Here is an 11,567-nt window from a genome sequence, read left to right as displayed (position 1 = left end):
ACCGAATTAGTCGATATAACGAGCGTTATTAGGAATTATTATTAATTTGCCATTACTGGCGCAGCTTCATCAGTTTCGATAAACGTCAAGAAGTTGTTAAAGCACTGTTTTAAGAACGCTTCACTCCCGGCATCATTCAAATGGCCTTGGTCATCGAATTTGTCAGCAGCTTGTGGCAACATAAATTCATTGCCAGGCAGGACTTTGGCATTGACCCCGGGTGAATCTAGGATTTGCCGTAAGTTCATTTGGGCGCGAACCGTCCCTTGAATCCCCAAGGACGTCCCAACAATCATGACCGGTTTATCTTTAAAGGGATGTTCTTGGCAAGAGAGCCATTCCAAGGTACTCTTTAACGCCGCCGGAATCGCATGATCATATTCCGGCACCGCAATTACAACCCCATCAGCCGCATCAATCTGTTGACACAAAGCAGTGACGTTCGCTGGTTCTGCATCGACATCATCTTCTCGGAACAACGGGACATCGCTAATTTCGGCAATCTCAAAGTTAACTTGGTCACCGAATAAGTTCTGCATTGCCTGCAATAGCGTCCGATTATAGGACTTCGTCGCATTCGTTCCCATGAGACCGACGACATTTAGATCCGTCTGCCCAGCCGCTTTTTGCCGGTCAGCATTGGCGCTCGCTGCAGCTCCGGCCACATAACCTGAGGAGATGCCCCAAGTGTTCATCATACTTGGCATTGAATCATGACCATTCGCACCGCCTGCCACTTCACCAGCCGCATAATAGTTTGCAACTGGAACGGCATCTTTAGTAACGAGTTGTAAGTCCGGCGTAGTGACCGAATAACCACCGAGCGTCGTTGCAAACCGCCCGCGTTGCTCAACCAAATAATAAGTATCGCCATCAAATGAATGCAAGTATTGGGCATCACGGTTGAAGTCGGGATCTTGACCCGCTTTCGCATAGCCTTGATACGCCGTTACCGTCTTTTGCAACGCATCAGCATCAATACCAGCTGATTTAGCAACGGTTGCCAAATCACCTTTAACAAAAATTGGTGTTTTATCTTGGTGATCAAAGAAGCCTTGAATTTCATTAGCCGTAAAGTCATGTAAGACTAATAAGTCATAGACTTGTTTCCAAGTCCGTTCGTCCATTAACATAAACGCGACTTTATCAGGTTGCGCCAAGATAGCATCACGGAAGTCACTATAGACCGCGGACTCATTCACAATCCGTTGGCCCTTAGTATTGACGTATAACGCCCCCATATCCGTGGCTTTCTTCGACGCATACGTGGTCAACTTCGCCACGCCGGGTTCAACTTCAACCCCATGCGGATAGACTTTATACCAGCCTAAATCATGGGTTTGCAGGTTTAATTTGCTGTTAAACCCATAAGCATCACCAGTCGAGGTCATTGGACCATAATAGTCTAAGCCCTGACTTTCAGCCCCCCGCATCTTTTGGCTGGCACCATGACCACCTGTGGCTAAAACAATCGAACGGGCCTTGATCTTAACCGGGGTTGCATGTTGAACAGCGGTTAAGCCATTGAGCTCACCCTGACGATTAAACGTCAGCCCTTCAACCCGTGTATCCAGTAGCGTCTTGCCACCATGATCATTGAAGGCTTTTGACACCTTTTGAATCAGCTCATAGCTGCTAGCGGTTGGAAGCTCAATCTGCCGATTAATCGAATGTTCTGGCGTTTGCGTTTGCGCTTTTTGATAAGCCAACCCAGCAAAGTCACTAATAAAATCAATTGCCGGACCAATGTTGTTGACCATGACAGCCGTCATTGCTGGATAATTTGTGTGTTTACTTTCGCGCGCCACATCATCCGCCAAAGCTTGGGGGGTATCATGGTTGTCACCAAAAATCTTGGTCGCCACTTTTGACCCAGTTGCAGTCACATTGGAGCCGTTTAAAATGGTGGCACCACCGAGATAGCCATTCTTTTCTACTAAGATAACAGATTCGCCCTTAGTTAAAGCCCGACAACCAGCTACTAACCCAGCTTCGCCACCGCCAATAACCACGACATCGGCACTTAAATGTGTCGTTGCGGTAGTCTTAGCCGCTTTTGGTGCCGCCGTTAACTGCACATCGGCTGCCTTGACCGCCTTTTTAGCAGAATCCAATAAAGCTTGGGTCATGACCGTTGCGCCACTAATGGTATCCACATTAAAGGATTGTTCGGTAATCACACTTTTTTTTAGTTTATCAATGACTTGATTAAAAATACCAGATGTTTCAGAATGCTTTAAAATTTTCAAATCTTCAATTTTATTATCGTCAACATCAACTTCATAGTTGATGATGCCGTTATGGCCCATCGCTTGGCCTTTAATTTGTTTTGTGTCACTCATATGCGTACACTCCTTCACTCAAATGCTGGAGACCAGCCGTTGTTTGAATCTGTTGGTTTTGATCAATAAAGATAGCTTCAACGTTCGGTAGCCGGTCAATTAACTGCCGACCTGCCGTCGCGCCCTTAAAAAAGGCCACCGTTGATAAAATTTCAGCTAAGGTTGAACTGGTCGTCACGATTGAGACTTGTTCAATCGGCTTTTCAACCGGATAGCCAGTCTGCGGATCTAAGATATGATGGTAAAGCTTAGTTCCAACCTTAAAATAACGCTCAAAGATACCCGAAGTAACGACCGTTTTAGCCGGTGTCACTAACTGCAAGGCCGGATAACCACGCGGGGCTTTAGGGGCTTGAATCCCGACGACCCACTGCCCAGTCGGCGTCAGTGGATTTTCACCCAATATTTTGACGTTACCACCCAAATTCACAATCGCGTGGGTCACGCCCGCTTGTTGTAATTGTAAAATCACCTGATCAGCAAAGTAGCCCTTGGCAATCGCACCTAAGTCCAGCATCATGCCGGGCTTGGTTAACCAGACTGTCTGTCTAACGGCATCCAGTTGCACGTCAGCTGGGTTCATTAAGGCCAGTCGCGCTTGAATCGCGGACTGCGGTGGCACTTGTTGACCACCAAACCCAATCTGCCATAACTTGACTAACGGACCAATCAGCACATTAAAGCTATCCTGATAGTCCCGACTAGCCGTGATGGCCGTTTGAATCAGTTCAAAACAAGTCGAACTGACAGTGACTGGCGCATGACCAGCCTGTTGATTGATCCGCATTAATTCAGAATCAGGCCGGTTCATCGAAAACGTCTGATCCATCTTGACCAAATAGTCATAAACCTGTTCAATTAGCGGCTGGTTCGGGGCAAATAACGTGATCGTAACGACCGTACCGAACATCGTAAATTGCGATAAATACTTTTTCTGCACGGCCACCACGATACCTCCTAACTAAGCTTCAACGTTTGCAGCATTGGCCGTAACCGTTCCAGCGCAACTTGGCCGGGCGCTGAGCCAGCCCCAACGGTCGCAAAGGATAAGCAGGACCCAAAGACTTCACCGGCAACCCGAGAGACTTTCCCCAGGTCACCCATCGACATCGTAATCAACGGTTGCGTTAACTTCTGCCGCGCTTGGTTGGTAGCCGTGAGTAACGCTAACACATCATCAACCGATTGGGGCATCACCGCAATCTTCGGCACATCGGCGCCAAGTTCGGCCATCCCGGTCAGACGCTCGACGATTTCCGTCACACTGGGCGTCGCTTGAAAATCGTGGTTACTCATCACGATGACGATCTTTTTAGCGTGAGCCGCTACAACGGTTTGTTTAACGGCCGTTTCGTCATGATAGCGTTCCACATCAAGGGCATCGGTAAAACCACCATCAATCACCGTTTGGCAAATCTTAAAGTAGTCAGCTTCAGTGGGCAATAACAACGCCCCACCTTCACCTTGCGTCCGAAAAGTCGTTAACAAGGCAATCTCACCAATCGCTTGTCGAATCTGTTGGCCGGCAGCCACTAATTTTTCTGGATTTGTCACATCTTCAAAGTAATCGATGCGCCATTCCACCAAATCAGGCTTTTCAGCCACGATGGGTTTTAGTTGCCGCAACAACGCCGTTAAGCTACGACCGGTAATTGGCACGGCGAGTTTCGGGCGATCAGCGCCCAATTGAATATTTCTTAGTTTAACTGGTTGTGTCATGATTAACATGACTCCTCTCGTTTAGTCGTTGAATAAGATGTTACGAATATAGTCAACTGGCATTTCTTTACCCGTCCAGAGCTTGAAGGCAGCAGCGCCTTGTTCGAGCATCATACCGAGACCGTTAAAGACATGTGCCACACCAGCTTGTTCAGCCACTTGCATGAGCTTGGTCGTCCGTGGTGCATAGACAGTATCAAACACGATTAAATCTTTGCGGAACCAGCTTGGGTCAGTGACCAAGGTTTCATTTTCAAGTGGCTTCATCCCAACACCAGTCGCATCCGTATAAATAAACGAATCGGCAATTTCAGCCTTTAAATCATCGCGATTTTCCAATTCATGTAGGGTCGCCTTGCAGTTGGTCTTCTCATTGAGTAAGTCAACGTTACGTTTGGCATTTTCCCATGAGGCATCATGCCGGTTGAAAATAGACATTTCACTGACACCATCTAAAGCAGCTTGAACCGCAATCGCCGTTCCGGCACCACCCGCACCAGCTAAGGTCATCTTATGGCCACGAATGTCCAACCCTTCGTCGTCCAATGACTTCATAAACCCGATACCATCAGTCGTGTAACCGGTTAAAATTCCGTCGTCGTTAACAATCGTATTGACCGCACCGATCATCTTAGCCGCTGGATCGAGCTTGTCGAGGAGTGGAATCACTTTTTGCTTATTAGGCATTGAAATATTGGAACCGCGCATATCCAAGGTCCGAATGGATTGAATCGCGGCCGGTAACGTCTCATTAGTCACTTCAAAAGCCAGGTAAGCATAGTTCAATCCCAACTTAGCAAACGCGTTATTGTGCATGGTTGGTGACATTGAATGTCTGATTGGATAAGCCATCAAGCCAATTAAAATTGTGTGTCCATCGATTCGTTCCGTCATTTCAAATCACTCCTAATTTTATTTAAATGTTAAATTGTTACCTAATTCACTTGCTATGTTAGCAGTTTCATTTATTATATTAAATAGGGATACGTTGTTTAATCAATAAAAAATATCTATCGTTCATAAGGAGATGCGCCAATGAACTTACGCCACCTAATTTTTTTCAAAGAACTTGCTCGAACCCAGCACATGTCGCAGGCCGCGGAAAACCTTGGTATTTCGCAACCGTCATTAAGTTATGCCATCAAGAAGCTCGAAGACGAACTCGGCGTGCCATTATTTGAACCGGATGGCCGCAATATCAAGCTTACACAACTTGGCGATCTCTACTTAAAGTATGTAACCGCTTGCTTAAATGATTTATCACAAGGTAATGATTTAATCAGTCAATTAATGGATCCCAACCAAGGCCACGTTAACTTTGGCTTCACTTATACCATGGGCCAACAGTTAGTGCCGGAGCTGGTGACAAACTTTAAAGGTCAGACCAATAACCATGAAATCACCTTTACAATGGGGCAAAGTAACTCTGGCCATTTACTACAAGATTTAGATGATGAAAAGTACGACGTGGTGATTGCCTCACACGTTGCTAAGCTAGGTGAACAAGATACTGAAAACCGCTTCGAGTTCATCCCAATCGTCCAACAAGAAATCATGGGCGCCGTCCCCGCTGACAGTGACCTAGCGCGTAAAGACCAGCTAACCGTCGCTGACTTAGCTGCCTACCCAATGATTATTTTCTCGAAAAACAGTGGTTTACGCCCTTTAATTGACCAGATCTTGCAGACAGCCAATGTTGAGCCGCAGATTTTGTATGAAGTGGAAGAAGATCACACCATGGCCGGCTTCGTGCAATATGGCCTCGGGGTCGCTTTAATGCCTTACTTGCCGTTATTGGACCAAAACCATATCCGGTTACGGCATTTGGCTGATAACCAGTTGAACCACCAGATGTATATGGTCGTGAAGCAGAACCGCTTTATGACACCGTCTGTGCATCGATTTGTCGAGTTTGTACGCAGTTACTGTTGGCAGCATTATACGAATCTTGGGAAAATGATTTAACGCAAATCGCCAGCTTGAATGATCACTTTGATAATCAAGCTGGCGATTTTATATTTTTCATTCATAACATAATCAATATGCTAAAATTAGTTTGCAACATTTTGAAATTACGGGGGAATATCTAATGAAACAACATCGTTTATGGCTAGTAATCTTACTAGCTAGTTTTAGTTTGCTGATTGGTCTGAACACATTGACTGCCAGCGCCAAAACGGTTTGGTCTTATACCACACCAAAAGCACTGCGGGGCACATGGTATATTGGTCACTATAAACTCAAGTGCCGGAAACACTCCTTTAACGAAACCGTCTATGGTGACAAGTCACAGACCAACTATTTTTCAATTTCTAACAAGATTGTCGTTGGTCATGCTCACCACCATGCGATTTACGGCTACCGGGATCGCGTTTATTTCCGGGACATCAAACCTTATGCCCATGATTGGGGCGAAACCTATACGCCAATTGTCTTTAAATACAACCATCATCATTACAAGGGGCTTGATGTAACTGGTCATGCACCAGATCTCATTTGCACACGAACAAAATTGGGTAAATCAGTTAGCTTGTCGGGTTGCTATTCACATAAAGTGGCTTTAGTTCATTACGGTTGGTAAAAGGAGTCCAATTAACATGTCAAAGAAATTCAAATTAGGGTTAATAACCTTGGGCGCGGGTGTGCTGGGAATAGTCGGGTTGCTTAGTTGCCCACTCCCTTCACAAGCAGCTAGCCACAACACGATTCCAACCACGTTGCGGGGAACGTGGTATCAAACTAACTCAACCTTTAATAAACATTATAAAGAGGTTCCCGCCAAAGGGTATTGGGTGATGAAGTTAAGTCGACATACGCTCACAACTTGGAAAATTAACAATCGCGGCAAGCGGACAAGTAAAAAATGGGTTGTTTTAGCTAGCAAATATAAATACGATTATCGCCATTTATACGTTACCAAGGAACCTTTATTTAATAAACATCGCTATGTCTGGAATCTACCTGACATGAACTTACAAGACGTTCAACCCCGGGGGCGGAAAAACACGATTGGCGAAACCGATGGCTGGGCTTTTTGGACCTTCAATAAAACAGTAGCTCATCAAAAGTATCACTTGCTTGGCACTTATCAACGACAAGGTTACGTCGATATCTGGTCAAAGAAAAAAGTGCACCATGTCTTTTCTTATACGACACAATCTAGTAAAAAATTACGAACATTAGGCATTAAAAAATAAACATTTAAAAACCACTAGCAAAGTCTAAAACTATCGACTTTGCCAGTGGCTTTTCTATAATCTACCGGTGATTTGGCCCAAAATACTTTTAAAATCAGAAAACTGAATTTTTTGTTTTCAAATCAGTATAAGGTCTATTTTCACCCCGAGCAACCACTTGAAATTAACTTTCAATGTTGACAAACAAATTCTTCCTGCGCTACACTAGGTTCAACTTAAATATCGTCCTTATAAACCAATGAGGTGGAGATCAAGATTATCGTGCCCGCACAGAGAGTCATCGTTGCTGAGAGTATGGCCGAACGCAGGTAATTAAATGGACCACCGAGGGCTTTTCCGAAATTTCGAGAGTACGAAAAGACGTGCGGCATACGTCAGTTGTCAGGAGAATGATGGTTCTCTACTAAGAAGGAGTGCATATTTAGTCAATTAGTGACTGAAGTGGACTCAAGTAAGGTGGCACCGCGGTTTATTAACCGTCCTTAACACAGCATTGGCTGGCTAAGGACGGTTTTTTTGACTTTAAAACGGGGTGAACCAGATGCAACAGCAACGATGGCAAAGCTTAATGATGACGACAACCAACTTAATTTAAACCTTTTGGAGGATCAACTCATGAGCTTATTTACACACAAAAAATCTTTATTACTAATCGGTGGGATCATCATTATCGGCGGCATCGCCTTCACCGTTAATGCCCAATCAAAACCGACTAAAACAGCGGTAGCACAACGTCTTAATCTATACGAAGCCACTGCTTTAACGACTTTGGATGTCTCTAAATCGACTGACGGCGTCTCAAATGCCCAACTTAGCCAAGTCAACGAAGGGCTTTACCGCTTGGATAAAAATAGCCAACCGGTCAACGCCTTAGCTAAAAAAACGACGATTACCAATGGCGGTAAAACTTACCTGATCGACCTACACAAAAACGGCTACTGGAGTAACGGACAAGCTGTTACCGCCCATGATTTTGTCTATGCTTGGAAACGAACCGTCACGCCAAAGACTAAGTCGGAATTCACCTATCGCTTTACCAACATCAAGAACGCCAGCGCCATTATTGCTGGTAAAAAGGCCCCTAGCACGTTAGGTGTTCAAGCAACCGGTAAGTATCAACTCAAGATTACGTTAAGCAAGCCCGCCGCTTACTTTAAAAAGTCATTGGCTAGCACGATTTTCTATCCATTGAATCAAACGGCCGTAAAAAAATACGGCAATAAGTACGGGACTTCAGCTAAAACGACGGTCTTTAACGGCCCATTCGTTTTGACCGGCTGGACTGGGACTAATGATCACTGGACCTTGAAGAAGAACCCCCACTACCGGGATAAAAAGGTGGTCAAACTTAACCAAATTAACTATCAAGTGCTAAAGTCTGGGACCACCGCTTACAACCTCTATCAAGCCAACAAGCTAGATATGGTCACTTTAACTGGTGAGCAAAACATTCAAAACCAGCATAACCAAGACTTGAAGACCTTATCCGCTGGGCGAGTCGGCTTTATCCAATATAATCAAAAGGATAAAGTTGCAGCTAATCAGGCTTTACGGACGGCCATTTCACTCGCTATTAATCGGCAACAACTGGCTAACAAAGTCCTTGAAAACGGCTCAATCGCCGCTAAAAGTTTTGGCGTCCACGACATGCTCAAGAATCCTAAGACCGGGACTGATTTCATCGATGACGCGACCGTTAAAAATACCGCGACGACTAACCTGCCACTTGCTAAAAAAGACTATCAAACGGCTTTAAAGCAATTGAAACAATCGCATTTAGACTTGACGATTACTTGTGGCGATGACGATACTAGCCATCAAGTCGCGGAATTCCTGCAAGGACAATTAACGAGTCATTTAACTGGGCTAAAAGTTACCATCAAGGCCATGCCATTTACCGCTATGCTGGGCAAAGTCTCACAGGGTGATTTCCAATTGAACCTAACCAGCTGGGGCATGGACTTCGCCGATCCATCGCAAGCCCTTACCATCTTAACGTCTAAGAGCAATTCCAACATGGGGCATTATCAAAGTAAGCCTTACGATCAAGCGATGACGGCAGCGGAAGGTGTGGATGCAATGACCCCCACGACTCGTTACCAAGCTCTTGTCAAAGCTGCTAAAACGGCAATGACCGATCAAGCAGTGACGCCATTGTATGAAGGCCGCTCACATGTCTTAGTTAAATCACGTGTTAAAGGCGTGGTTTATAATAAATTCAGCGGTGATATGAATTTCCGAACTGCCTATGTAAAGTAAACGCAATTTGAATTAAAAAAATCAGTCAACAAATTCGTTGGCTGATTTTTTTCGATTCAATTTAAAAATGCAACGTGCCTTTACCTTGACCCAAACCTGGATCAACAAAAACATCCTTTAATTTCAGTTCAAAAACGACTAATTTAGACCCAATCATATCCCAAACCTTTTGATAATTTGGCACCGTATCTAGATACAACGGCAATAAATCTTGCATCGTCAAAGCCGACCGCTTCAATTGCACGTGCTGGGCACGCATGTAAGGATTACCCGCCGTGCCATCGTTAGGTACCGTGATAAATGCCACATCGGGATTTTGATTGTAGACTGCTAATGCAGGACTATCTTTAACTGACGAGAAATACAACGTATTTGGTTGTTCCTCACGCCAAACGATGTTTACAATCTTAACGTCGGCTTCGTCATTAACCGCCGTACTCAACGCAATCTTATTCGTCGTTGCTTTAACTTGTTTAAAGCCTGCAATATCCATTATTATTCCGCCCTTCGATTAGTCTCTCTTAGGAACTAATTATACCGCAAATTCCAGTCAAATCAAACAAGTGTTCGTGGTGATTGTACGATTATCATACGCTTTGTTCCACGTGAAACATTCCCTTTAACTCAATTAAATGATTATTTCAAATTTGGATATTGCTGTAACAACTTCCCCGCCGATTCCGCTAAAGCGGCATTAGTCGCATTGCCACTACCCGCAAATGCCTGAATAATGTCAGCATCGGGAATTCCCTTAAGTACCGATGCTGAAAAGCCTTGATTTGACACTAATAGCCGCCGCAAATCATTGGCTTGCTGATGTTCAGCTGGCGAAACCGCCTTCGAACTACTAGACGTTGACTTAGCAGTTGTTGAAGAACCAGCCGCTTCACTAGACTGACTGCTTGCAGCTTGGCTAGCCTTGATCGCCGAAGCTTGTTTCGCCTTGACCCGGGTAGCCAAGTGATCTAAAGCAGTCGTTAATGCCGTTGACCCAGTTGCCTTTTGGCCTTGTGCTAGTTGCGTTTGGGCCCTAGCGTAATTCTGCTGATCAAAAGCCGTCTGTGCTTGATTAAGCGCTCGAACTTGCGCCAAATACTGTCTGGCCCGTTTGGCTTTTGGTTTAGTATCGACGGCATTTTCAAAGTAGGCTTGTGCTTTAACGTATTTGCCGCGGGCTACTGCATCTAGCCCTTTTTCCAAGCTTCGTTGATAATAAGAAACTTGTTTAACTGAGCTAGTCTTGGCACTAGTGGCTGACTTGTCAACTTGCGTTTGCTGACCACAGCTCGTTAATACCGGTGCCACCACCAGCAAAGAACTAACTATTAACACCCTTTTTAATCGTCGCATGGTTATCCCCTCCAAAAAAGATACTCGTTTATCATAACCATAGCGATCCGATAACGTTCTTGCAACGGTTTAAGTACTGGCTACTTTCCTTGAAACTAACTATCCTAACTGTCATTGCAACGCCCACGTCTTTTTCTATAATTAAAGATGATGACAAAGGAGGAGTTTAAAAGATGAAACACATCAAAAAGGTAGTCTTAGCAATGGCAGCCATCACAGCACTAGCTGTCACCGTGCCACTTGCACCCACAGCTTCCGCACAAGCTAGTACGACCACCACGCCTAAAACGTTACGCGGTACCTGGTACACCTACGCTGGGAGTCATCGCTACAACGTCACCAAGATTACAGCGCATACCGTGACGCGCTACGACCTAAACGCTCGCGGTATGGTCAGTGCCAAACAAAGCTATACCAATCACAAGTCTGGCCGCTACCGTTTGCATGTCACTAAGCATCGCAACCGTTACGGCGGTACCGTCTATAGCCTTAACAAAGGTCAAGCCGACTATCAAAAATTACCTTTAATGTGGGTTAGCCATCGTCGTATTCATGGGACCCGTTACCGCGTCTTAAAAAGTTATACCAATGGCGGTTACTTCAACGTCGCCACTAAACATAAACTCACACACAGTGGCTCTTATCAATACATGGGCAGTAACCCGTTGCACCAAATCGGTAAATAAAAAATCAGCGTTCA

At 45.0% G+C, this 11,567-nt stretch carries 11 protein-coding genes; 5 read left to right on the top strand and 6 right to left on the bottom strand.

Annotated features, from left to right (window positions below):
- Positions 1 to 41: 41 nt before the first annotated feature.
- The 4 genes from FFM77_RS03280 to FFM77_RS03265 are packed head-to-tail and all read right to left on the bottom strand — an operon-like array spanning position 42 to position 4,955.
- Entirely contained in the window at positions 42 to 2,342 is a 2,301-nt protein-coding gene (locus tag FFM77_RS03280; protein WP_137634315.1) for an FAD-dependent oxidoreductase, read from the bottom strand.
- Positions 2,335 to 3,291, bottom strand: coding sequence for an FAD:protein FMN transferase (locus tag FFM77_RS03275; protein WP_137634314.1), 957 nt, complete (start codon positions 3,289 to 3,291; stop codon positions 2,335 to 2,337). The genes FFM77_RS03280 and FFM77_RS03275 overlap by 8 nt, the downstream gene beginning before the upstream one ends.
- An 8-nt stretch (positions 3,292 to 3,299) precedes the next feature.
- Positions 3,300 to 4,061 (bottom strand): type I 3-dehydroquinate dehydratase, encoded by a 762-nt coding sequence (aroD, locus tag FFM77_RS03270; RefSeq protein ID WP_137634313.1) that lies wholly within the window; start codon positions 4,059 to 4,061, stop codon positions 3,300 to 3,302.
- A gap of 21 nt (positions 4,062 to 4,082) precedes the next feature.
- Positions 4,083 to 4,955, bottom strand: coding sequence for a shikimate dehydrogenase (locus FFM77_RS03265; protein ID WP_137634312.1), 873 nt, complete (start codon positions 4,953 to 4,955; stop codon positions 4,083 to 4,085).
- A gap of 141 nt (positions 4,956 to 5,096) precedes the next feature.
- Between FFM77_RS03265 and FFM77_RS03260 the strand changes: the two genes are divergently transcribed.
- The 4 genes from FFM77_RS03260 to FFM77_RS03245 all read left to right on the top strand — a co-directional run bounded on the left by FFM77_RS03260 (position 5,097) and on the right by FFM77_RS03245 (position 9,517).
- Positions 5,097 to 6,026 (top strand): LysR family transcriptional regulator, encoded by a 930-nt coding sequence (locus FFM77_RS03260; RefSeq protein WP_137634311.1) that lies wholly within the window; start codon positions 5,097 to 5,099, stop codon positions 6,024 to 6,026.
- Between the two features lie 124 nt (positions 6,027 to 6,150).
- On the top strand, positions 6,151 to 6,642 hold the full coding sequence (locus FFM77_RS03255) for a hypothetical protein (protein ID WP_137634310.1): 492 nt from the start codon (positions 6,151 to 6,153) through the stop codon (positions 6,640 to 6,642).
- Positions 6,643 to 6,658: 16 nt separating this feature from the next.
- Positions 6,659 to 7,258 carry a hypothetical protein gene (locus FFM77_RS03250; RefSeq protein WP_137634309.1) on the top strand — a complete coding sequence of 200 codons (600 nt, stop codon included), beginning with the start codon at positions 6,659 to 6,661 and terminating at the stop codon, positions 7,256 to 7,258.
- 615 nt (positions 7,259 to 7,873) lie between these two features.
- Positions 7,874 to 9,517 (top strand): peptide ABC transporter substrate-binding protein, encoded by a 1,644-nt coding sequence (locus FFM77_RS03245; protein ID WP_137634308.1) that lies wholly within the window; start codon positions 7,874 to 7,876, stop codon positions 9,515 to 9,517.
- A gap of 61 nt (positions 9,518 to 9,578) precedes the next feature.
- On the opposite strand, the gene FFM77_RS03240 is transcribed toward FFM77_RS03245, so the two are convergent.
- Positions 9,579 to 10,010, bottom strand: a complete 432-nt coding sequence (locus FFM77_RS03240; protein ID WP_137634307.1) for a pyridoxamine 5'-phosphate oxidase — start codon at positions 10,008 to 10,010, stop codon at positions 9,579 to 9,581.
- A gap of 143 nt (positions 10,011 to 10,153) precedes the next feature.
- A complete protein-coding gene (locus tag FFM77_RS03235; RefSeq protein ID WP_137634306.1) occupies positions 10,154 to 10,867 on the bottom strand; it encodes an outer membrane protein assembly factor BamD in 714 nt (237 codons plus the stop codon).
- 173 nt (positions 10,868 to 11,040) lie between these two features.
- Here FFM77_RS03235 and FFM77_RS03230 point away from each other — a divergent pair, with 173 nt between their 5' ends.
- The gene (locus tag FFM77_RS03230; RefSeq protein WP_137634305.1) at positions 11,041 to 11,553 is read left to right on the top strand and encodes a hypothetical protein; all 513 of its coding nucleotides are present in this window, start codon (positions 11,041 to 11,043) and stop codon (positions 11,551 to 11,553) included.
- The last annotated feature ends 14 nt before the right edge of the window (positions 11,554 to 11,567 follow it).

The sequence above is a fragment of the Lactiplantibacillus songbeiensis genome (assembly GCF_005405125.1).
Classification (GTDB): Bacteria; Bacillota; Bacilli; order Lactobacillales; family Lactobacillaceae; genus Lactiplantibacillus; species Lactiplantibacillus songbeiensis.
The sequence above is the reverse complement of the archived record's forward strand: the minus strand, read 5'-3'. Positions and strand labels throughout refer to the sequence as shown.

Excerpts from the sequence above, each read along its gene's own strand:
- FFM77_RS03255 (WP_137634310.1), top strand. The coding sequence starts at position 6,151 with ATGAAACAACATCGTTTATGGCTAGTAATCTTACTAGCTAGTTTTAGT.
- FFM77_RS03250 (WP_137634309.1), top strand. The coding sequence starts at position 6,659 with ATGTCAAAGAAATTCAAATTAGGGTTAATAACCTTGGGCGCGGGTGTG.
- FFM77_RS03245 (WP_137634308.1), top strand. The coding sequence starts at position 7,874 with ATGAGCTTATTTACACACAAAAAATCTTTATTACTAATCGGTGGGATC.
- FFM77_RS03240 (WP_137634307.1), bottom strand. The coding sequence starts at position 10,010 with ATGGATATTGCAGGCTTTAAACAAGTTAAAGCAACGACGAATAAGATT.
- FFM77_RS03265 (WP_137634312.1), bottom strand. The coding sequence starts at position 4,955 with ATGACGGAACGAATCGATGGACACACAATTTTAATTGGCTTGATGGCT.
- FFM77_RS03280 (WP_137634315.1), bottom strand. The coding sequence starts at position 2,342 with ATGAGTGACACAAAACAAATTAAAGGCCAAGCGATGGGCCATAACGGC.
- FFM77_RS03235 (WP_137634306.1), bottom strand. The coding sequence starts at position 10,867 with ATGCGACGATTAAAAAGGGTGTTAATAGTTAGTTCTTTGCTGGTGGTG.
- FFM77_RS03260 (WP_137634311.1), top strand. The coding sequence starts at position 5,097 with ATGAACTTACGCCACCTAATTTTTTTCAAAGAACTTGCTCGAACCCAG.
- FFM77_RS03230 (WP_137634305.1), top strand. The coding sequence starts at position 11,041 with ATGAAACACATCAAAAAGGTAGTCTTAGCAATGGCAGCCATCACAGCA.
- aroD (WP_137634313.1), bottom strand. The coding sequence starts at position 4,061 with ATGACACAACCAGTTAAACTAAGAAATATTCAATTGGGCGCTGATCGC.